The sequence below is a fragment of the Vibrio sp. MMH1-50 genome (genome assembly GCF_022347645.1).
Taxonomy (GTDB): Bacteria; Pseudomonadota; Gammaproteobacteria; order Enterobacterales; family Vibrionaceae; genus Vibrio; species Vibrio harveyi.
The window spans coordinates 62048-83604 of sequence record NZ_JAKRGG010000003.1 but is presented as its reverse complement, the minus strand read 5'-3'; the positions used below and the strand labels follow the sequence as shown (position 1 = coordinate 83604).

Genomic DNA, 21557 nt, shown 5'->3' with positions numbered 1-21557 from the left:
TAACAAATGCTTATGGCTTATGTCTCATTTTATAAATGAGTGAGTTGATTCATATTCACCTTTATTTATAATTTTCTTGATTTAAAACTGTTTAACAGTATGAAAATATAGGAAATTATAATGAAAAAGGTTTTGCCTTTATTGGCTTTAGGTGCAGTGGTTGCTTCAGCGTCGGTTCAAGCAAATAGTGGTTGGTATATTGGTGCGGATATTCATAACACTGAGATCGATACAGAGTTGAACATTGATTCATCGTCTTCAACAGGCTTTGGTATCGCTGTTGGTAAAGAGATGGCGCTCTCTCAGCAGTTTGTATTAGCTTTTGAGGGTGAGTTTATTCACTTTGGCAGCTTTAAAGAGAACGGATACTTCATCGATCAGTTTGGCACTGCGCACAATGCGAGCATTGAAGTTGAGGGTTACGCTGCGAATCTTAATGCGAAACCTAAATACTACTTCACAGGCACAGGTTTCTACTTAGGCGCTGTGGCTGGCTTGGGCGTGATGGGTGTTGACCTGAAGTTGGATGTTCCAACTGCATCTTCTAGCTCAATATCAACAGATGGTAGCGATATTGGTTTCAACTACGGTGCTGAAGCAGGTTATGAATTTGCTTCTGGTCTGATTGTTTCTGGTGGTTACCGTGCGTCTTCAGTCACGATTGATGTTGAAAATGGCGGTGATTTAGATTTTGATTTTGATGGCTTTTACGTAGGTCTAGACTACAAATTCTAATCAGATATTTGTCGAATATGAATAATGGAAGGGAGCCACTAGGCTCCCTTTTTGATCAGGTTATCTATTAATTCATAATGATGATCTTGCACACCCGCAAGGTTGCCATACTTGGGCTGGTGGCGGTCATTCTCTTTGGCGTGTTGCCAACCTATAGTATGGCGAACAAAGTGTTCAGCAAACGCGTGAGAGACTTCCAAGCATCCTGCTAAAACAGTATCTACATAACTTTGCATGATTGGGCTGAGCGTGCAGGGTGGAAGGGGATCGCTTTTCACGTAAACCCAAATCTCATGATCTGGATTAAAGCTGATGTCAGTTTCGATTTGTTCAGGACGAATTTGAATACGATGATAGCCACGTTCGCGGCGGTCAAATTCAGTCAGCGCTTGGTGGTCTACTTCGAGCAGCACACCGTTCACTTGCCCTTCGCCTTCATTCACAACCAGCGGTGACAAGATATAGCTGTCGTCGACTTTGCCCCAATAGCGCACTAACCCATGGGCAATAACGGGAATTGCTTCACCCGTTTGCCCTGTAAGCTCACGTGAGGCCGAATTGATTAAGCTGCCGTAGCCAAATATATACATCGTGATTGTTCCCTTTTACTTCGACGAATTCCGTTCTATCCGTTATACCTAAATATGATATCTAAGTCATTCTTACTGAGCCCAGCATTTTTACGTTCTTGGGAGGAAATGCCTCCACCGCATCAGGCGCAATGTTTTACCTCTAAAGGATAGTCTGATCTTATAACATGTATTTTTTATGCATGTTTGTGTTAAGATCGCTGACGTTAAGTTTTTCGACAGTACGAATTGGTACGTAAGGGCATCACAATGCTGAATATCACCGATAAAAAAGTGGAAGAAAAAATCCCCGCATGGCTGCGACTTGGGTTTAGACCGTTTTTCCTGTTTGGCTCTATTTACGCCATCATCGCGATTGCGTTGTGGGTATGGATGTTTCAAACAGGGCAGCCTAGCGCGTTGAGTGTTCCGGCTTTGTGGTGGCATGTGCATGAAATGCTGTTTGGTTTCTCTATGGCGATTGTGGTGGGGTTCGTTCTGACTGCGGTACAAAACTGGACGGGGATCAATGGAACGAAGCACTACACTTTGCTAGCCTTGTTTTTGTTATGGCTTGCTCCTCGAGTTCTACTTTGGACGCCTGCACCACTTTGGTTAACCAGCAGTGTTGAAGCGCTGTTTTTACTGTTTGTAGCGTATGAGGTCGGCATACGAGTTTATCGTGCTAAAGGGTGGCGTAACCTATTTTTTGTTCCGTTATTCTTACTTGCAATCTTTGCGAACTTTGCCAGTTATGCCACGGTGAAAGGTATGCCTCCATTTACCTCTTCTGCTGTGTGGCAAGCAATGCTGTGGTGGTTCACTTTACTGCTTTCTGTCATGGGTGGGCGAGTAATCCCTTTCTTTACTGCACGTCGTTTCAACTTTGAAAAAGCTCAACCGCTGATGTGGCTAGATTGGCTCGCCAACCTACCATTGGTCATGTTGTTTGTACTGAGTTTCTTCCCTGTGACGTTTGCTGAACTTGGGAAGCCGCTGATGTTGTTTGCTGGTATCGCCCAATTGGTTCGATTCTTACGCTGGAAACCTTGGTTGACTCTGAGCGAGCCACTTGTTTGGTCTTTACATGCGGCTTATTTGTGTCTGCCTTTAAGTCTTATCCTACGTGGCTGCTGGGATAACGCGTTTGCCAACCACAACTTGATTCATTTGTTTGCGATTGGTGCGCTAGGTGGCTTAATCCTAGCAATGATTACTCGTGTCACCATGGGGCACACTGGACGTATGATTTACAAAGGTCCGAACATGAGTATCGCGTTTGCGGCGGTGATTGCTGCGGCGTTAGCGAGAAGCTTAGGTGTGATATTTGCTCCTTCACAGATGTTCTTTTGGATTGATATCAGCGCAGCATTATGGATTCTTGCATTTGGTATGTTTGTGTGGCGTTTTGGTGTGATGTTGATAACTCCGCGTGTGGATGGTCATCCGGGATAATCGAAGAAAAATGAAAGTGAAGAAGGGCTTGGCGAGATGCTAAGCCTTTTTTGTTTGATGTTGCTTCAGCAAATAACCCATTAATAGTAAGGAAATTATTAAGAATGTGAAAAACGTTGAATTCTAATCTGAGTTTTGCTCGTGCCAGAAAAGGCGGAGTTCGATACTCTGTATCTGTTATTGCTCGTATGAATATGAGTGATTAACTAGCCAATTGACGTTTTAGACCCATAGGTGTCTTTCGTGTAATTACATGGCCGCTTAGTTCTATACCTCCGTGGAACTAAGCGGCGTTTTTCGTTTTGTGGCTAGGTAAAATTAGATATTCCCTTGGCTGAAGTCTTTCTGGAAATAAAGAACTTTCTGTAGATAGCGTCTCGCTTCCCCTTTTGGGTGTTGAGTGGTTAATGCATCATAAACTTGAGTTGGGTTGAGGCTGTTAAGTTCATTCATTGCACGCTTACGGTCGCTATCAAACGTCGAAAGCACACCACCAGTGCCGCCGTTGTAGGCGGAAATCATACTAAAGTGCTTCGAGGTTGGATGTTTCACGTCTCGTAGATAGCGGTTTTTCAATATATAGAAATACGCTGCACCAGTATCAATGTTATTGGCAGGATCGAATAAGTATTCTTTGGTAGGAATACCTGGTTTGTTTTTTACTAAATTAAACACATCCGCACCCGCTGTTTTTGGGATCACTTGCATCAAGCCGTAAGCGCCAGCATGAGAAACCGCATAAGGGTTAAAACTACTTTCGGTTTTGATCACGGCGAAAATCAGATCTTCTGATAAACCATATCGTTTTGCAGCGTCACGTATCAAGCCAGCGTACTGGTATTCGCGTTGTTCTAGATGATCTTTCACCATGTTGATTTCGACATAGTAAGCACTGCCGTGTTTGATGGCTTTCTTTTGCAGTTTGTTGTCGAGTAGGTAGTCTGCGTAACGATTGGCGCGCCATTCCCATTCAATCGGTTTTCCATCGTGATCGAGAACTTGCCCCAATAAAAAAGGCTTACCACGTAATACCGCTTCCTTGTCACTAAACAACTCCGCATGTGCTGGATCGGCAGGCATGAGTAGTGTCTGTACAATCGCTTTTTGTAGCTTTTCCGTTGGCTGGTATTGGGAAATTGTCGAAACGTAGATTTTTCCCGCTTCGAAGTCGATATGAGCGCGGGTGCTATAACCATCAAGGTATTTCACGTAGCGGTGTTTTCCCGCTTCGACGAACTCATCTTCACCCCAGCGATCTTTGGCTTTTTGCGCAATGTAAGCCAGTAACTGTTGGATATTCTCTTGGTTAGATGCACTTGGCGGCTTTACATAGGGAGGTACGTAGTCATCACATGCGCAAGGTGGTGTTTCTTCAGGAGCAACAGAGCAACCACTGAGGAGAAGTAAGCTCAGGAATAGCGATTTCTTCATCGGATACCGATTTAATTAGAGGTGAGGGCAATTGCCGACTGAAGAAAATAATAAGTAAGAGTGTTAATTGTCTGAAATTAAAACTTTTTGTGCTTTCGATAGAAGGTGTTGATATTAGAATTTAGCTCCAAAAAAAAAGCCTGCGGGGTGCAGGCTTTGTATTAGGAGAGTCCAATTTAACTTACTTGTGAGAGGCTAACGACCTTTTGTTGCAGCTTCTCTTTTAGATATTCTGCCAGTGCGATTTTCTCCTCTTCGTTCATGTATAAGCCAAGTTTTGTACGACGCCATAAGATGTCTTCATCGGTTAGCGCCATTTCGTGATTCATCAAGTAATCAATTTCACGTTGATATACGCCACTTGCTTGCTCTGAGAAGCAGTGACCAAGATCTTCTACGCTGTTAGAGCCTTCCATCAGATCCCAAGTTTGTGTACCAAACTGAGTCACGTAGCGCAGCAACATTGCTTCTGATGCCCACGAGTATTTCGCATGAATCATTTTCGCAAGTTGCTCACGGCTGCAACTGAAGTTACCACCAGGAAGGGTTTGGTTTGCCGTCCAGTCTTTACCCATTTCAGGTAGGTAAGGTGCAAGTTTCTTCATTGCCGCTTCGCCAAGCTTACGGTATGTCGTGAGCTTGCCGCCGAACACTGAAAGTAAAGGTGCGTGGTCGTATTCAGCATCCAACTCTAGTGTGTAGTCACGTGTGATCGCTTGCGGTGAGTCAGACTCATCATCACACAGTGGGCGTACACCACTGTAAGTCCATACCACATCTTCGCGGCTTAGCTGGTGGACAAAGTGTTGGTTAACAATATCGATCAAGTAATCGACTTCATCTTCGGAGATCGCGACTTCACGCGGATCGCCTTTGTATTCCACATCTGTGGTACCAATGATCGAGAACTTATCTAAGTAAGGGATCATAAATACGATGCGGTTATCTTTGTTTTGTAGGATGTAGGCTTGCGGCTCGTTGTGGATACGAGGAACAACGATGTGCGAGCCTTTGATCAAACGAATGTTGCGAGGGGAGGTTTGCTCTAATCCTTCATCAAAGAACTGTTTCACCCATGGACCAGCAGCGTTAACCAGAGCTTTCGCTTTACGTTCGAAACGTTGGTCTGTGGTGACGTCATGAATAGTGACATGCCAAATGCCGCCTTCACGGTGTGCTTTTTCTACGCGGCAGTAGTTGCGAACTTCTGCGTTATTCTCTTTTGCAGCCAGAACGTTAAGTAAGACTAAGCGCGCATCGTCTACCCAACAATCTGAGTATTCGAAACCGGTTTTCATTTCAGGTTTCAAAAGACCTGATTTTGCTAGGTTGACAGTTTTGCTGCCTGGCAGTGTGGTTCGTTTACCCAAGTTATCGTAAAGGAACAAACCACAGCGGATCATCCAAGCTGGGCGTAAAAATGGGCGATGAGGTAAACGGAAGCGCATTGGTAGAGCCACATGTGGTGCTTTACGTAAGATCACTTCACGTTCAGCGAGCGCTTCCGAAACTAAACGAAATTCATAGTGTTCAAGGTAACGTAATCCGCCGTGGATCAGTTTTGAACTTGCAGAAGAGGTTGCCGATGCGAAGTCATTAGCTTCGTACAAACCGACGCTTAAACCACGACCAGCAGCATCTGCAGCAATACCAGCCCCGTTAATGCCGCCACCGATCACGATCAGGTCTAAAGTAGGGGATGCGTTAGTCGTGGAAGCATTTTGTTGGATACTCATAAATTTGACCTCTTGGTGAGCGAACGAGCATTTTAGAACATGAGTTTATCCTAGCTTAGGTTTCGTTTGTGGTCATTATTTATTTTCGTTTATGAGCGTTTTGTGTGATTTGGGCACAAAAAAACCTCTGCCTAATTAAGACAGAGGTCATTTATTCGTATAGAAAGATAGGTAATTTGCTATTCGTTCTCAGATCTTTCTATTTGTGTATCAACCACTTCAAGGGGAACCGAGGCATCTTTTAGAATCGCAAGAATCTCTTCTGGTGGTTGTTTGTTGGTGAATACCATGTTCAATTGCGCGATATTGCCCAGTTTCACCATAGCATTGCGACCAAATTTCGAATGGTCAACTGCAAGGAACACACTGCGGCTGTTATCAATAATTGCCTGTTTAACGCGAACTTCATGATAATCAAAGTCCAGTAGCGAGCCATCAAAATCGATACCACTGATGCCTAAAATGCCGAAATCGAGGCGGAATTGTTTGACGAAATCGAGCGTCGCTTCACCGACAATACCGCCGTCACGGTTGCGAACTTCACCGCCCGCCAAAATAACTTTGATTTCTGGGTTTGGTAAAAGAATGGTGGCAACATTAATGTTATTGGTCACCACGCGAAGTTGTTTGTGGTTTTTATTGAGCGCTCGAGCGACGGCTTCTGGCGTGGTACCAATATCAATAAACAAGGTTGCGCCATCTGGAATGTGTTTTACTAGTTCTTCCGCAATGACATCTTTTTCATTGAAGTTAAGCGCTTTACGCGTGTTATATGACGTGTTCTCTGAACTGAGAGGAATGGTAGCACCACCGTGGTAGCGTCGAATCTTGTTTTCATCAGCAAGGTCGTTTAAGTCGCGACGGATAGTTTGAGGACTGACATTAAATTTTTCTACCAGCTCATCCGTGCTGACGTAGCCTTGTTTTTTCACCAACTCAACAATCTGTTGGTGTCTTGGTATTTGCTTCACTTAGCACTCCCTTGTGCACTGGTAATCGCCAATGCTTCAAATTCGAATATAGAAACTCGCTCTATTGTGCTCGAATTAGCGCATTGTGAGAAGTCGTGGGAATAGGGAATCCGCGATCGAACGCAAAAAAAGAGCGCCAAGTCGGCGCTCTTTACGATTAATCAGGGGGAAACTAATCGTTTATCAGAAATTAATCGTCTTCGTCGTGAAGCTCAGACCAAGTTTGAGCACACTTGACTGCGCGCTTCCAACCTTTGTAACGACGGTTACGTTTTTCTTCATCATCGTGTGGTTCGAATGTGCGATCGAGCACTGCTTTGTCTTGCAGCTCATCAATGCTATTCCAGAAACCAACCGCTAGACCGGCTAGGTATGCTGCACCCAAAGCGGTCACTTCAGTTACTTGAGGACGGTGAACTTCGGTATTAAGAACATCAGACTGGAACTGCATTAAGAAGTTGTTCGCCACTGCGCCGCCATCTACACGAAGGTTCGCGAGCTTGATGCCCGAGTCTGCTTGCATTGCATCCAGCACATCACGAGTTTGGTAAGCGATACCTTCCAAAGTTGCACGGATAATGTGGTTAGAGTTTACACCACGAGTTAGACCGACAATCGTACCGCGAGCGTAAGCATCCCAATATGGTGCGCCCAGACCAGTAAACGCAGGAACCACGTAAACACCATTTGAAGTATCAACTTTGGTCGCAAAGTATTCTGAATCTTCGGCACCAGCCAGAATCTTCATTTCATCACGTAGCCATTGAATTGAAGCGCCACCCATGAATACCGCACCCTCAAGGGCGTAAGCTGGCTCACCTTTTGGACCGCATGCTAGCGTGGTCAACAGGCCATTTTTCGATGTTACCTTCTCTTGACCCGTATTCATCAACAAGAAACAACCTGTGCCGTAGGTGTTCTTCGCTTGACCAGCTTCAACACACATCTGACCGTAAAGAGCGGCTTGTTGGTCACCTGCAATGCCTGCAATTGGGATACGAGTACCACCTTTACCACCAATGTTGGTTTGACCGTAAATTTCTGATGAGCGTTTTACTTCAGGCATCATGGATGCAGGGATGCCCATCTCATCCAGCATTTTTTGATCCCAGCATAGGTCATTAATGTTGAACAGCATGGTACGAGAAGCATTGGTGTAGTCGGTTACGTGGACGCGACCTTGTGTCATCTTCCAAACCAACCAGGTATCAACAGTACCGAATAGCAGCTTGCCTGCTTCAGCATCTTCACGTGCGCCTTCAACGTTATCTAGAATCCACTTCACTTTTGTACCCGAGAAGTAAGGGTCTAGAACCAGACCTGTATTGTCGCGAACGTAATCTTCTAGTCCGCGCGCTTTTAATTCTTCACAAATATCGGCAGTGCGGCGGCATTGCCATACGATCGCGTTGTAAACCGGTTTGCCTGTTTCTTTGTTCCATACAATCGTCGTTTCACGTTGGTTGGTAATACCGATACCTGCAAGTTGGTCGCTACGGATGCCGGTTTTCGCAAGTGCTTCAACCAAGGTAGAGCTTTGAGTTGCCCAGATTTCCATTGGGTCATGTTCAACCCAACCAGCCTCTGGATAAATCTGAGTAAATTCTCGCTGAGCGACGCTTACGATATTCGCGTCATGATCCAGAATGACAGCACGAGAGCTTGTCGTGCCTTGGTCTAGGGCAACAATGTATTTTTGCTCAGTCATGGTAAGAATCCTTTTGTTTCGTTATTTATATTTTAGTAAATGTTCGAATTGGTAGGGGTTAAGCTTGCGCTTGTTCTGCTTCTTCTTCGGTTTCGCACTGGTTAGGGATAGTACAGCCGTGACCTTGCTTTGGCAGATATGCAGCAATCGCTTTCGGGTACAACCAACCACCGAAGCAAGCACCTGCGATAGGAGCAAGAATTGGAACAATAAAGTATGGAATTTCACGCGCGCCAGTCAGGGCATAATCCCAACCTGCGAAGTAGGCAAACAGCTTAGGACCAAAGTCACGTGCAGGGTTCATCGCAAAACCTGTTAGTGGACCTAGAGAACCGCCGATTACCGCAATTAGGATACCGATCAGTAGAGGGTTCATCGCGCCGCGAGGTGCGCCATTGTTCTCATCACCAAGAGCAAGAATGGCAAACATCAGCACTGCGGTAATCACGAATTCCACAGCAAAAGCGCCAAAGAAAGAGAGAGAAGCATGTGGGTAAGTCGAGAAAATGCCCGCTGTGGCTAATGCGTCTTGGCTGCTACGAACGAAGTTGTGTGCGATTTCGTAATCCGTAAAGAGGTTGCTGTACAAGCTGTAGACCAAAGCAGCAGAGCAAAATGCACCTAGCATTTGCGCAATGATATAAGGCACAACTTTCGCCTTATCAAATCCATGGAACATCGCCAGTGCGATAGTTACGGCAGGGTTGATGTGTGCACCGGATACGCCCGCAGTACAGTAAATAGCGATGGCGACGCCAAAGCCCCATACAATACTGATTTCCCATTGACCAAATTGAGCCCCGGTCAAAACGAGTGCAGCAACACAGCCTACGCCAAAAAAGATAAGTAATCCTGTACCGATAAACTCGGCCAAACATTCTCCGAGCAGTGAGGGGTGTTTGTTCGTTGTCATGTTAAGAGTCCTTTAATATTTATGCTTATCTAGCACGGTTCTATTGTGCATATATAAACGTTTGCGAAAACAAACGAGCGCTAAAAATGAGCGTTTGAGCATAAATTTGTTAATCAAACTCTTCGTTTTTGTTAATTGACGCATCTTTTGCTCAAAAAGGAAACTCGATAAAACGAATTATGGTCTTCAATTTTGCTTTGATAGACTAAAACTACCGATGTGAAAATCAATGCACAAACTGGTAAGAGGAGTTTTGTGAACCTGCTTCGCGAATGGTGGGAAAATACTCAGATTATTGGTCGAAAACTAACCCTAAAGAGCTAGCTAACACTAATGGTGATAAGGGATTTTTGATATTCATTCGCTCGTTGCTAAGAGCTACGCCATCTCAAAGAAAGAAGACCGTTTCCCCGTAGCAAATATGCCATCTTTTGCTTGGAGACGGCCTCTAAATGTACGTTGGAAGCGGTGGGCTTATGTTGACCCTAATTGTTAACGCGATGACATTGTTGCAACACGCCACAATTGAGGCGTTTGATGGCTTAAATCACGTGCTTCGTCTCTTCAACTTCCACCTTTTATCCATTTTTGTGGTCATTTGAGCACTTGATTCACTTAATATTGTGCTGACTTTGTTCGTTTGCGCACTTCGTGTTCTATGTGGACAGTAACGAAATCTGCAGAAAGTGGAAGCGCAGTCTAATTAAAAGCCTCTAATTTTCTGTATTTACTGAAATTTAATTCTTATGCAACATTTGTCACAGAAATAAAAATCGAATTTCATAAAATGCATTCACTTTCGAACGAAACTCCTTTTTGCTCGTTCGCGATTTTATACTCCCTACCATCGCTCACATTATTAATGAGGTTCCTATGTTTGGAATATTCAAACCTAAGGCGCACATCGATCGTTTATCGTCCGATAAGATCGATGGCACTTATTCCCGCTTACGTTGGCAACTCTTTATCGGCATCTTTGTTGGTTACGCTGGCTACTACCTGGTTCGTAAAAACTTTAGCTTGGCGATGCCTTATCTTATTGAACAAGGTTTTAGTCGTGGTGACTTAGGTGTTGCCTTAGCTGCGGTATCTATTGCTTACGGTTTATCAAAATTCTTAATGGGCAGTGTTTCTGACCGCTCAAACCCTCGTTACTTTTTAAGTGGCGGTCTATTAATGTCAGCGCTTGTGATGTTCTGCTTCGGCTTTATGCCTTGGGCTACTGGCAGCATTACAGCGATGTTTATTCTATTGTTCCTAAACGGTTGGTTCCAAGGTATGGGATGGCCTGCCTGTGGTCGAACCATGGTTCACTGGTGGTCGCGCAAAGAGCGTGGCGAGATAGTGTCGGTTTGGAACGTGGCACATAACGTGGGTGGTGGTTTAATTGGTCCGCTGTTCATCCTTGGTCTTTGGGCATTCAACGACGATTGGCGCACCGCTTTCTATGTACCTGCATTTTTTGCCACGCTCGTAGCTGTCTTTATTTGGTTCACCGTAAGAGATACACCGCAGTCTTGTGGTCTTCCGCCAATTGAAGAGTATAAAGACGATTACCCTGATGATTACGACAAGTCACACGAAAAAGAAATGACGGCGAAGGAAATTTTCTTCAAGTATGTCTTTTCTAATAAGTTGTTGTGGTCAATTGCGATTGCGAACGCGTTTGTTTACCTGATCCGCTACGGTGTGCTGGACTGGGCGCCGGTATACCTTAAAGAAGCGAAGGACTTCTCGGTTGATAAATCTTCTTGGGCTTACTTCCTATACGAGTGGGCTGGTATCCCAGGTACGCTATTGTGTGGTTGGATTTCAGACAAGCTATTTAAAGGTCGTCGTGCTCCTGCCGGTATTCTATTTATGGCGTTAGTAACCGTAGCGGTGTTGGTTTACTGGTTCAACCCAGCAGGTAACCCAGCAGTAGATATGATGGCGCTGGTTGCAATCGGCTTCTTGATTTACGGTCCGGTAATGTTGATTGGTTTGTATGCGCTAGAGCTTGCTCCTAAGAAAGCGGCAGGTACGGCTGCAGGTCTAACTGGCTTATTTGGTTACTTGGGTGGTGCGGTAGCGGCAAACGCGATTCTTGGCTATACAGTAGACCACTTCGGCTGGGATGGCGGCTTTATCATCCTAATCGGTTCATGTATCACCTCTATCGTTTGTCTAACTTACGCATTTCTTGGCGAGCGTGCTCACCATGAACAAAAAGCGCGTGAGAAAGAAGCATTGGCGTCATAAATCATTAAAGGGGCGGTGGAATACTGCCCCTTCAATAAGCTAAGGAAAGAACAATGAAAACAACGTCAGTTTGCATGACGGTTCTCGCTCTGAGCATCTCAGCTGGAGCTATTGCACAACCGCTTGTTATCGCGCACCGTGGCGCATCGGGTTATCTACCAGAACATACTTTAGAAGCAAAAGCGTTGGCGTACGCGATGAAACCAGACTACATCGAACAAGATGTGGTGATGACCAAAGACGATCAACTCGTTGTATTGCATGATCATTACCTCGATCGCGTGACCGATGTAGCTGAGCGATTCCCGGATCGTGCTCGTAAAGATGGTCGTTACTATGCGATTGATTTCACGTTGGCAGAAATCAAATCATTGCGAGTCACTGAAGGCTTTAACATTGATGATAAAGGTAACAAGGTTGCTGGCTATCCGACACGATTCCCAATGTGGAAATCAGACTTCACCGTACCTACTTTTGCTGAAGAGATTGAGCTGATCCAAGGCTTAAACAAAACGCTGGGTTATGACATCGGTATTTACCCGGAAATCAAAGCGCCGTGGTTCCATCGTCATGAAGGCAAAGACATCTCAAAAGCGGTGCTTAAAGTTTTAAAACAATACGGTTACGATTCGCAAGACGACAAAGTATACCTTCAGTGTTTTGATGCGAATGAGCTTCAGCGCATCAATAGTGAACTCATGCCCGCAATGGGCATGGATTTAAAGCTCGTTCAGCTTATGGCTTACACCGATTGGAACGAGACCATGGAGTATAAAGGCGACAGGGCAACACCATACAGTTATGACTGGATGTTTGAAGCCAATGGTATGAAGAAGGTCGCGGAATACGCGGAAGGGATCGGTCCTTGGAAACCAATGTTGGTGGATGACAAATCAACCAAGGATAACATCATCATCAAACCTTTGATGAAAGCGGCAAAAGACGCGGGTTTGCAAGTGCATCCTTATACTTTCCGCGCGGATCCAGGGCGTATTCCTGCTTACACCGACAGCTTCGATGGCATGATGGACATCTTCTACAATCAGGTGAAAGTGGATGGTTTGTTTACTGACTTCCCTGATAAAGCAGTCAACTTTCTGAACAAGTAAAATTCTAAAAAGCTGAGTATTTGAAGTTCTCAGTATTACGTCACACGCCATGTCGTAACAATGTGCCCTCTCTCAGGCAATAAAAAATCCCCCAACAGTTTCCTGTTGGGGGATTTTTCGTAGGGCTAATTCACTGCAATACCTAAATGACTTCAAGATGCTCAGTTCAGAGTCTGGTCACTGATAAAATGACGAAGTGAAATAGCTCGCTATTTTCAAGTTATTTGACGTGGGAATCGTGATAGTGACACGCTCCCAAAGGGCGAGTTGTCTTGGCTTTCATGCTTTGTTAACGAGCTTTGATTTAGATTGACTAGATCTTCAACTCGTTGCTGCGCCTGCAAGCCAAGTCAGCCTCGCTGAATCAAGCATCTCGAGGTTATTTGGGTATTCTTATTAGTTGTTTTTATGCAGTTCGCTGTTCAGTTCAACCGCGCTCTTGTTTGCAAGACACTCGATTTGACCTGTTACAGAGTTACGACGGAATAGTAGGTCAGAAACACCAGCAAGATCGCGTGCTTTTACTACTTCTACTTCTTGGCCTGCAGAATCTAGCATGCGCACTTTAGAGCCAGCGGTTACGTATAGACCTGATTCGATAGTACAACGGTCACCCATTGGGAAACCAAGACCTGCGTTTGCGCCTAGTAGAGAGTTTTCACCGATAGAAACTACAACTTTACCGCCGCCAGATAGCGTACCCATGATAGATGCGCCACCGCCGATGTCAGAACCGTTACCAACCACTACGCCAGCAGAGATACGACCTTCTACCATGCTCACGCCAGTTGTACCCGCGTTGAAGTTGATGAAGCCTTCATGCATTACCGTTGTGCCTTCGCCAACGTGTGCGCCAAGACGTACGCGAGAAGTGTCAGCGATACGAACACCAGTTGGTACCACGTAGTCCACCATTTTAGGGAACTTGTCTACGCAATCTACGCTTAGTGCACGACCCGCTAGGCGAGCTTCGATTTGACGCTCTGCCAGTTCAGGTAGGTCGATTGGACCTTCATTAGTCCATGCGATGTTGTGTAGTAGACCGAAGATACCGTCTAGTACCGTACCGTGTGGTTGAACTAGGCGGTTAGAGATAAGTTGAAGTTTTAGGAAACCTTCAGCAACGCTTTGTGGCTGCTCGTCAGTTGCAAGGATAACCAGTACAAGTGGTTGTGCTGATTCTGCTGCTTTTGCTGCGAAAGAAGCGTTTGCCGCATCGCCGTTTGCTTCAAATGCTGCTGCCAGTTCTGCGCTTTGTGCTGCAGAGATCTCGATAGCTTGGTTGCCTTGCTCGTAACCTGCTACTGCTGCTAGTGCGTTAACAAGCGCTTCGCTTGGGTTAAGAACTGGGTTTGGGAAAAACGCTTCGATGATTTTGCCGTCGCGATTTTTAGTTGCCGTACCAAAGGCTAGAGAGAAGAAAGCCATAGTTGATCTCCATGTGTTGAGTCTTGTGTCTCGTCTGTTCACTGACAAGAAATAATTAAGTTGTCAGTCATCATAAAGAGAGTGTTGGGGAGTTTAAAGAGGGGAAATGGAGAAAGTCTGTAGATGGATACCTTTTGTCTTTTTAGAGATATGTTTGTCTGATGAGAAATGTGTCGCAAAAGCCTTCTCAGACCGATTTGGGGTAAAGACAAAGTGAAGTTGGAAAAGGGGCGCAGCAAAAAATAAGGGGAGGACCGAAGTCACTCCCCCTACACTGGGTTTGTTGGATTTAATCGCTTTGGATAGAAAGCGATTAAATCGGCTTAAAGGCTAAGTTCACCGACGGCTACGGCAAGTGCAACAGTTGCACCTACCATTGGATTGTTGCCCATACCGATGAAGCCCATCATCGCTACGTGTGCAGGTACTGAAGAGCTACCTGCGAATTGTGCATCGGCGTGCATGCGACCCATGGTATCGGTCATACCGTAAGAGGCAGGACCTGCCGCCACGTTATCTGGGTGTAGAGTACGACCAGTACCACCGCCTGATGCCACAGAGAAGTAAGGCATGCCTTCACGGTTACGTTCTGCTTTGTAGATGCCTGCTACTGGGTGTTGGAAGCGAGTCGGGTTGGTTGAGTTACCAGTGATACTCACATCCACTTGTTCTTTATGCATGATAGCCACGCCTTCACGTACATCGTCTGCACCGTAGCAAAGGATCTCACCACGTGGACCTTGGGAGAAACGGCGACGTTCTACTTCCACTAACTCACCAGTTTGGTAGTTGTATTGAGTGCGTACGTAAGTGAAACCATTGATGCGTGAGATTAGGTAAGCGGCGTCTTTACCTAAACCATTCAGGATCACTTTCAACGGATTTTTGCGTGATTTGTTCACGTTTAGTGCGATTTTGATTGCGCCCTCTGCTGCTGCGAATGACTCATGACCGGCAAGGAAAGCGAAACAGCCACTTTCTTCATTCAATAGACGAGCCGCCAATGCACCGTGACCGATACCCACTTGGCGTTGCTCTGCCACGCTGCCGGGTTTAGTGCACGCCTGAAGACCTTCACCGATGATGTTTGCTGCTTCTTCTGCTGTTTTTGCTCCGCGGAAAATCGCCAAAGCGGTGCCCAGTGTGTAGGCATCTGCCGCGCTTTCAAACGCGATAGGTTGAGTGTCCATCACTAGTGCTTTAGGGTCGATACCACGATCCATACAGTATTGGTAAGCCGCTTCCAGAGAAGAAAGTTGCATTTCGTCTAATGTGCGACGTACAGATTCAGTAATTGGAGTGTTCATAATCTCTTTCCTCTTGGTGGCAATTATTGTTGGCGTGGGTTAATAGTCGTTACGGCTTCGTCAAAACGACCGTAAGTGCCCGTTGCTTTTTCTGCTGCTTCTGCTGCAGATACGCCTTCGTTGATGGCTTTCATCATCTTGCCTAGGTTGAGATATTGGTAACCAATCACTTCTTTGTTTTCGTCTAGCGCGAGTTTGGTTACATAGCCTTCAGCTAACTCCATGTAACGCACGCCTTTTGCTTTGGTTGAGTAGCTTGTACCCACTTGGCTGCGTTGAGTTTGACCAAGATCTTCCAGTGCCGCGCCAATTTCCAAGCCGCCTTCAGAGAAAGCAGATTGAGTACGACCGTAAACAAATTGAAGGAAGATTTCGCGCATCGCGACGTTGATAGCATCACACACTAAGTCAGTGTTGAGTGCTTCAAGAATGGTTTTACCGGTTAGGATTTCTGCGGCCATCGCTGCAGATTGAGTCATGCCTGAACAGCCGATCGTTTCGATCAAAGCTTCTTCGATGATGCCGTTTTTGACGTTAAGGGTCAGTTTTGCTGCACCTTGTTGAGGAGCACAAGCACCAACGCCGTGGCTAAGACCGGAAATCGCGATAACGTCTTTTGGATTGATCATTGCGCCTTCAACAGGGATCGGTGCAGAAGCATGAAGATCGCCGCGTTGAATCGGGCACATTGATTGGATTTCGTGTGAGTATTGCATAATGTTTTCCCAGTGTACGATATCCAGCATATTGGTCAGACTCAACGGCGTTGACTGCTCTTATTCGCTCCATCAAATAGAAAAACTATGTTCAGGAGGCTTACGCGTTTGTCGCCTTGTTGAGTTAACAACTATTTTGGATATCTTTTTAATTTTTGAGAAAACAGGAGCGGGGTTGGAGAAGAGTTGAATTGCTCACTACAGAACTCTTACTTTTACACTAGAGGCAAAAGTACTTCCAACAGGGCTTACCTGTTCTCGTTTCTGTAGGAGTCATCAGCTTTAAAAGCGGTTTGAATCTTTCGATTCCGGTGGTACCCCATCACCGTGCCCATTTAGATTAGATCTAAGTCACACTAATCTGCAACATGAAATTTAGAGCAATTTGGGATATTAAATCGGTTCTTTATATTCTCAGAGATATATGGCGATTAATGCAACGCATAAAAAAACGCCGCATGGTGCGACGTTTTTTTGAAACAAATGAGAGGCTTATGCAGCGTCTTCTTGTTCGCTATCTTCTTCAACAGCTTCAAGCTTCTTTGCTTTTTTTGGCGCAGGCTTACGTTTTGCACCCAAAGCGTAAAGTACTTCTTCTTTGTTTTGCGCAAGGAACATTGCAAGATCTTCTTGCTTACCTTCGTCTTCTAGAAGTTCACTTTTACCTAGCAGTGAGAATAACTCGTCCGCCATATCCAGCATTTTGTCGTATGCGTCAGCTTCCGCTTTAGAGGTAAAAGTCATTTTCTCTTCTCCATTGCGTTCTACCACGTACTTGACGATTACAGCCATGGTTGGTCCTCTAACTTGATGAATTTATACTGGCTTTTTATACAGTTTTTGACCAATTAAGTCTAGCTACAAGCCTCAGAATGAGAGCCGGGTACAACTAACTGACCAGCATTTGAGCTATCTACCTTGGATTCTCTACCTTGAACTATCCACCTCGAACTAGTCATCTTTAAGGTGCGGGTTCTCTGGGCGTTCCCAATTTTGGCAGAATTCAATAAACGTGCGCAGAAGTGGGTTTTGATACTTCTCTTTGTGGATCAAAAGCCAGAAGCGGCGCTTCATATCCAAAGGCATGTTGAGCATCTTCACTCGACCATCGCGAATTGCAGGTTCTGCGGATAAGCGCGACAAACAACCTAAACCAAGCCCAGCAGATACCGAATTGATCAGCGCTTCAGTAGTGTTGAGCTGAAAAGCCTCATGCCAATGCTCTAAACGCGGAGCGATAACGCGCATAAAAAACTCTCGAGAACCAGAACCAGCTTCACGCAGAATCCACTCGGTGTCTTCGAGTTCATTTAGGCTGATAGGTCCTTCGTCATAGTTAGGGTAATCAGGTGGACAAATCACACACATTTCATCTTCGCTGAATTGCGTTGATTCTAGCTCTGGGTGTATGGTCTTGCCCTCAATGAGCGCGATGTCGAGTTCGTAAGCGATCAACATGTCACAAATCTGGGCAGAGTTGGAGATGAACAAACTCTGTGATTGGTGATTCGTTTCATCACGAAAATCACTTAACAGGTAAGGCGCAACTTGGTTGCCGATGGTGTCACTGGCACCGATGCGAAGCAGCCCTGATAAGGTTTGGTCGCCATCGAACACACTCTCAATATCCCGAGCTCGGTTGAGGAGTTCATCCGCGAGGGGCAAAAGTTTTTGTCCTTCTTGGTTGAGAATTAAGCGGTTGTTCACCCGGTCAAATAGGTGATGTCCGATTTGTTTCTCTAACTCAGACAGCGCCATACTTACCGCTGCTTTCGAAAGAAACAGGCTTTCTGAAGCCGCTGTCAGCGTTTTGTGCTGAGTGATCGTAGTAAAAACTTTCAGTTGTTTAAGAGAGATATGACTAGGCATGATATTCCGTTAAGTAAATCTGAACGTTAGTTTTAAATAATTAGATATATTGGAACGAAGTGCAAGAGTAATATACACCCCATAGAAAGTTAGCCTAGATTTTGAGGTCGTAATGATTCAAAGAACAAAAGCAAAAGTAATGGGAGCACCAACCCCAATGGCGGGTCTGGCTCTTGGTATTGCGAGCTTGGGTTGGAGTTGGGAAAACTTCGCCGAATTACATGGCTATGGACAGTGGATTAGCGCAGGTATTGCAAGTGTATTGCTAGCAATCTTGGCGGTTAAATTTCTTTTTCACAATCACTTGTTAAGACAAGATCTTGCGCACCCTGTGGTGGGTAGTGTCGTTCCAACTTTCGCAATGGGAACTATGGTGGTTTCAAACTCACTAGGGCATTTCTTCTCTGTTGCAGGTGACGTGCTTTGGTTAGTGGCGGTAGCTTTACATATCGTGTTCCTTGTGAGCTTTTTGTACCACCGCGCGAAAGACTTCGAACTACACCACATGGTGCCAAGCTGGTTTGTACCGCCAGTGGGTATTATCGTTGCAGACGTGTCTTTCTCTGGTAACCCAGTGCTTGCACCAATTGCACATGGTGCATTGATCTTCGGTATGGTGGCTTATGCTGTGATGCTGCCAATGATGATCTACCGTTTCATGTTCACTCATGAAATTCCAGATGCAGCAAAACCAACAATGGCAATCATGGCGGCACCAGCAAGCCTATCGTTGGCCGGTTACCTAACTGTAACAGCGACGCCTTCACCAGTGATTATTGCTCTATTGTTTGGTATCGCGGTATTGATGACAGCCATCATCTACTTAGCTTTCTTTAAACTGCTAAGACTGCCATTTAGCCCTGGCTATGCAGCGTTTACCTTCCCAATGGTGATTGGTGCGACAGCTCTGTTCAAAACAGCAAATTGGATGGAAGCAAATGGTCTAGCAGCGCACTATGTACAACAAGTTCGTGGTCTAGCAGGCATCGAATTAATTGTGGCAACGATTGTGGTGACTTACGTAGGTTTGCAATACATCAATAACTTGCTCATTCAACCACGCTTGATGACCACACATCACGCATAAAGCTGAAGTTTTACTCGTAAAGCAAAGTCTTTTGGTCTCTCTCGCCAAGAGGCTTTTTTTATATTGGTAGACTAGGTTATACGTCGACGAATAGATTCTATGTTGACGAGTCGATAAAAAAGCCACCCGAATAGGGTGGCAGGAAAGTTCGACACAATACTAATCCATCAAACTAGGGACTGGTTATCCCTTGTTGTAAAAGCGCGACATTTCATCCAACGATTGTTGGATGGCGTTCACTGGTACTTGGTGTTCGTTATCAACTTTCAATTGGTTATTGAGTTGCTGAGAGTGCCCACCAGGGTTTACCACTAACATAGTTTCTTTACCTACCAGCGCATAGTTGTAATAGCTTCCAGCGATGAACCAATCTCGCGGAACGCAATTGTCAAACAAGTCTCGTCCTACACTGTAAGATTGGGTTTCCCCTTTAACGTCGAATAGCTCGTTCATTAGGGTTGGCACGATATCAAAGTGCGTTGTGCGGTAATTAATTTGTTCCGGCTGATGATCTGGCAGATAAACGTACAGCGGCACGTGTACTTGAGTATCACTGTAGTTACCCGTATGACCCCAGTAGTTCATTTTATGATCGTTAAATTCCTCCCCATGATCGGAGGTAATCACGATAATGGTGTTCTCCAGATCAACGTTTTTCAGAACTTTTTCGATCAAACTATCAATGAAATATAACGAGTTCTTATAGCGGTTGTGGTAAAGCGAGGCGTCAAAATCGTTATCGAGCAGAATATGATCGACGCGCTCCCAGTAAGGTTTGAATTTGGCAAATTCAGGTTCTGGGAAACTGGTGCCGTGGGCAGAGTCATAAAACAAGAAGCTAAAGTATGGTTTGTCGCTATCCTGCTTTTGAAACTGAATAAACTCATCGGTGATCTGTTGATCTCGTTCGATTTGTGTTTCGCCAGTCTGCTTTAACGTAAGATCTTTCACCTTCTTAAAGACAGTGCGAGACAAAGGTGGGCTGGTTAATGGTGCGGAGCCAAAAATGCCCATTCGATAGCCTTGGTTTTGCAATGTATCCATGAATACAGGCGATTTCTGACTCGCATAAAAGCTGTTCCAATACGTTGCTGGTAAGCTGTAGAACAGGCTGAAAATGCCCGCTTGAGTAGAGTTACCACCGCTCATGTGTTGAGAGAAGTTGACCGTTTTTTCGGTGAACTTGCTGACATTTGGCATGATGTCAGGTGTTGCATCGCTGTAGCGCCACGCATCAACCAGTATGAAAAGGACATTAGGTTGTTTATCTTTACGTTCGACTTTAATAGGCGCCAATGGGTAATTGAGTGAACTGCTTTCAATATTCTTGAGTTCTACTCGGTTTTGAGATGCGATGCTTTGGTCAACTAAACCGTGACGGTAGATAAATTGGCGTGCAGTGAGTGGGTAATACAGTGGCCAGTTATTTGAAAATTGGCTGACTTCATCATCGTAGAGCGCATTTTTATAAGCGTGGATCATCTGGCTACTTAGCAGCAAAGCAAACCAAATGCTGAGCAGGATAAACTTCCCCCGGCTCTGAACAAGTTTGTGACTAAGCCAAACGGTACATGCGAGACCAATGATAAGCAGTGCAATGTCGCTAACAAAGATCAGCCAGCTCATCCAAGAGATTTCAAATACGTCACGACCGCCTTCAAAGAACATGCGGATCAGTAGACCATTGATGTGCAGTTTGTATTGCTGGAAAACGAGGATATCGACTTTCAGCATGATCAAGATTGCGATTGCAATGGCGATCACAACGACTTTGAACATGCGTGTCGGCAGAAAGGACAGCAATAAACAACCTAACATCATTGGCATAGCAATCAATCCCAGCCAGCCTAGTTGTGTCGCGATTAAGTAGTACTTTTGCAGAAATGTGAGCGGTTCTGCTTGGCTATTTGACAGCAAAAATGGGTAACAAGCGATCGACAGATAAAGAGCAAAGCAGGCAAAAAAAGCCATCAGCCAAGCACTATTAGAAGAAAGTTTGCGTAACATACTTTGATATTCCAGTATTTCTCGCCCATTTAATTGAACTTAGAGTGGATATCCACCGAAGAGAGGTGCAATTTCGCCTCCAATTGTTGGTTTCAAACCAATATTCAATATGATGGGTATTGTTATAAAAATTTGTGATGATTATAAAACAGTGTTTTTTATCATGAAATACTTGTGACTGATGTCACGCTTTGTATTTGCGTGTAAGACGTTGCTTACAAATGTCAGTTGTTGGTTATTTGAGCACAGTTTGAGTGTTCTCTAACCTTTTGTTA

General features: G+C 45.0%; 17 protein-coding genes and 1 riboswitch. Of the genes, 5 read left to right on the top strand and 12 right to left on the bottom strand.

Annotated elements, in window-relative coordinates; translation table 11 throughout:
• Positions 1-120 precede the first annotated feature (120 nt).
• Entirely contained in the window at positions 121-735 is a 615-nt protein-coding gene (locus MHO32_RS03735; protein ID WP_005450882.1) for an outer membrane beta-barrel protein, read from the top strand.
• Positions 736-773: 38 nt separating this feature from the next.
• On the opposite strand, the gene MHO32_RS03730 is transcribed toward MHO32_RS03735, so the two are convergent.
• Complete coding sequence (locus tag MHO32_RS03730) at positions 774-1325, bottom strand: gamma-glutamylcyclotransferase family protein (protein WP_005450884.1); 552 nt, start codon at positions 1323-1325, stop codon at positions 774-776.
• Between the two features lie 249 nt (positions 1326-1574).
• Here MHO32_RS03730 and MHO32_RS03725 point away from each other — a divergent pair, with 249 nt between their 5' ends.
• Positions 1575-2759: an NnrS family protein gene (locus tag MHO32_RS03725; protein WP_050903545.1), complete on the top strand. Its 1185-nt coding sequence runs from the start codon at positions 1575-1577 to the stop codon at positions 2757-2759.
• Positions 2760-3077: 318 nt separating this feature from the next.
• On the opposite strand, the gene mltC is transcribed toward MHO32_RS03725, so the two are convergent.
• The 5 genes from mltC to MHO32_RS03700 all read right to left on the bottom strand — a co-directional run bounded on the left by mltC (position 3078) and on the right by MHO32_RS03700 (position 9518).
• On the bottom strand, positions 3078-4190 hold the full coding sequence (mltC, locus tag MHO32_RS03720; RefSeq protein WP_239210673.1) for a membrane-bound lytic murein transglycosylase MltC: 1113 nt from the start codon (positions 4188-4190) through the stop codon (positions 3078-3080).
• Between the two features lie 176 nt (positions 4191-4366).
• Positions 4367-5926, bottom strand: coding sequence for a glycerol-3-phosphate dehydrogenase (glpD, locus tag MHO32_RS03715; protein ID WP_050932214.1), 1560 nt, complete (start codon positions 5924-5926; stop codon positions 4367-4369).
• Positions 5927-6105: 179 nt separating this feature from the next.
• Complete coding sequence (locus MHO32_RS03710) at positions 6106-6897, bottom strand: DeoR/GlpR family transcriptional regulator (RefSeq protein ID WP_005450892.1); 792 nt, start codon at positions 6895-6897, stop codon at positions 6106-6108.
• A 190-nt stretch (positions 6898-7087) separates the two neighbouring features.
• The gene (glpK, locus tag MHO32_RS03705) at positions 7088-8605 is read right to left on the bottom strand and encodes a glycerol kinase GlpK (RefSeq protein ID WP_005450894.1); all 1518 of its coding nucleotides are present in this window, start codon (positions 8603-8605) and stop codon (positions 7088-7090) included.
• Positions 8606-8663: 58 nt separating this feature from the next.
• Entirely contained in the window at positions 8664-9518 is an 855-nt protein-coding gene (locus tag MHO32_RS03700; RefSeq protein WP_005450895.1) for an MIP/aquaporin family protein, read from the bottom strand.
• Positions 9519-10391: 873 nt separating this feature from the next.
• Here MHO32_RS03700 and glpT point away from each other — a divergent pair.
• Together glpT and glpQ are read left to right on the top strand one after the other, a co-directional pair.
• Positions 10392-11759 carry a glycerol-3-phosphate transporter gene (gene glpT, locus MHO32_RS03695; RefSeq protein ID WP_009707471.1) on the top strand — a complete coding sequence of 456 codons (1368 nt, stop codon included), beginning with the start codon at positions 10392-10394 and terminating at the stop codon, positions 11757-11759.
• A 53-nt stretch (positions 11760-11812) separates the two neighbouring features.
• Complete coding sequence (gene glpQ / locus MHO32_RS03690; protein ID WP_239210671.1) at positions 11813-12868, top strand: glycerophosphodiester phosphodiesterase; 1056 nt, start codon at positions 11813-11815, stop codon at positions 12866-12868.
• Positions 12869-13264: 396 nt separating this feature from the next.
• On the opposite strand, the gene dapD is transcribed toward glpQ, so the two are convergent.
• From dapD to MHO32_RS03665, 5 genes are all read right to left on the bottom strand, one after another.
• Entirely contained in the window at positions 13265-14296 is a 1032-nt protein-coding gene (gene dapD, locus MHO32_RS03685; protein ID WP_005391708.1) for a 2,3,4,5-tetrahydropyridine-2,6-dicarboxylate N-succinyltransferase, read from the bottom strand.
• Positions 14297-14619: 323 nt separating this feature from the next.
• Positions 14620-15603: a GGGtGRT protein gene (locus MHO32_RS03680; RefSeq protein WP_005450901.1), complete on the bottom strand. Its 984-nt coding sequence runs from the start codon at positions 15601-15603 to the stop codon at positions 14620-14622.
• Between the two features lie 23 nt (positions 15604-15626).
• The gene (locus tag MHO32_RS03675; protein WP_005450903.1) at positions 15627-16319 is read right to left on the bottom strand and encodes an iron-sulfur cluster assembly scaffold protein; all 693 of its coding nucleotides are present in this window, start codon (positions 16317-16319) and stop codon (positions 15627-15629) included.
• A gap of 260 nt (positions 16320-16579) precedes the next feature.
• Positions 16580-16655: riboswitch (Fluoride riboswitch) on the bottom strand.
• A 156-nt stretch (positions 16656-16811) separates the two neighbouring features.
• Positions 16812-17111: a YebG family protein gene (locus MHO32_RS03670; protein WP_005380208.1), complete on the bottom strand. Its 300-nt coding sequence runs from the start codon at positions 17109-17111 to the stop codon at positions 16812-16814.
• Between the two features lie 159 nt (positions 17112-17270).
• The gene (locus MHO32_RS03665; RefSeq protein WP_005450906.1) at positions 17271-18188 is read right to left on the bottom strand and encodes a LysR substrate-binding domain-containing protein; all 918 of its coding nucleotides are present in this window, start codon (positions 18186-18188) and stop codon (positions 17271-17273) included.
• A 112-nt stretch (positions 18189-18300) separates the two neighbouring features.
• On the opposite strand from MHO32_RS03665, the gene MHO32_RS03660 reads away from it, so the two are divergent.
• Positions 18301-19275, top strand: a complete 975-nt coding sequence (locus tag MHO32_RS03660; protein WP_005450908.1) for a TDT family transporter — start codon at positions 18301-18303, stop codon at positions 19273-19275.
• 183 nt (positions 19276-19458) lie between these two features.
• Here MHO32_RS03660 and MHO32_RS03655 read toward each other — a convergent pair whose 3' ends face one another.
• Complete coding sequence (locus MHO32_RS03655) at positions 19459-21282, bottom strand: DUF3413 domain-containing protein (protein WP_045488863.1); 1824 nt, start codon at positions 21280-21282, stop codon at positions 19459-19461.
• Positions 21283-21557 lie beyond the last annotated feature (275 nt).

What these genes read in the sequence shown, in the direction of transcription:
- mltC (WP_239210673.1), bottom strand. Translation starts at nt 4,190, where the DNA reads ATGAAGAAATCGCTATTCCTGAGCTTACTTCTCCTCAGTGGTTGCTCT.
- glpK (WP_005450894.1), bottom strand. Translation starts at nt 8,605, where the DNA reads ATGACTGAGCAAAAATACATTGTTGCCCTAGACCAAGGCACGACAAGC.
- glpQ (WP_239210671.1), top strand. Translation starts at nt 11,813, where the DNA reads ATGAAAACAACGTCAGTTTGCATGACGGTTCTCGCTCTGAGCATCTCA.
- MHO32_RS03680 (WP_005450901.1), bottom strand. Translation starts at nt 15,603, where the DNA reads ATGAACACTCCAATTACTGAATCTGTACGTCGCACATTAGACGAAATG.
- MHO32_RS03665 (WP_005450906.1), bottom strand. Translation starts at nt 18,188, where the DNA reads ATGCCTAGTCATATCTCTCTTAAACAACTGAAAGTTTTTACTACGATC.
- MHO32_RS03655 (WP_045488863.1), bottom strand. Translation starts at nt 21,282, where the DNA reads ATGTTACGCAAACTTTCTTCTAATAGTGCTTGGCTGATGGCTTTTTTT.
- MHO32_RS03700 (WP_005450895.1), bottom strand. Translation starts at nt 9,518, where the DNA reads ATGACAACGAACAAACACCCCTCACTGCTCGGAGAATGTTTGGCCGAG.
- MHO32_RS03730 (WP_005450884.1), bottom strand. Translation starts at nt 1,325, where the DNA reads ATGTATATATTTGGCTACGGCAGCTTAATCAATTCGGCCTCACGTGAG.
- MHO32_RS03670 (WP_005380208.1), bottom strand. Translation starts at nt 17,111, where the DNA reads ATGGCTGTAATCGTCAAGTACGTGGTAGAACGCAATGGAGAAGAGAAA.
- dapD (WP_005391708.1), bottom strand. Translation starts at nt 14,296, where the DNA reads ATGGCTTTCTTCTCTCTAGCCTTTGGTACGGCAACTAAAAATCGCGAC.
- MHO32_RS03735 (WP_005450882.1), top strand. Translation starts at nt 121, where the DNA reads ATGAAAAAGGTTTTGCCTTTATTGGCTTTAGGTGCAGTGGTTGCTTCA.
- MHO32_RS03725 (WP_050903545.1), top strand. Translation starts at nt 1,575, where the DNA reads ATGCTGAATATCACCGATAAAAAAGTGGAAGAAAAAATCCCCGCATGG.
- MHO32_RS03660 (WP_005450908.1), top strand. Translation starts at nt 18,301, where the DNA reads ATGATTCAAAGAACAAAAGCAAAAGTAATGGGAGCACCAACCCCAATG.
- glpT (WP_009707471.1), top strand. Translation starts at nt 10,392, where the DNA reads ATGTTTGGAATATTCAAACCTAAGGCGCACATCGATCGTTTATCGTCC.
- MHO32_RS03675 (WP_005450903.1), bottom strand. Translation starts at nt 16,319, where the DNA reads ATGCAATACTCACACGAAATCCAATCAATGTGCCCGATTCAACGCGGC.
- glpD (WP_050932214.1), bottom strand. Translation starts at nt 5,926, where the DNA reads ATGAGTATCCAACAAAATGCTTCCACGACTAACGCATCCCCTACTTTA.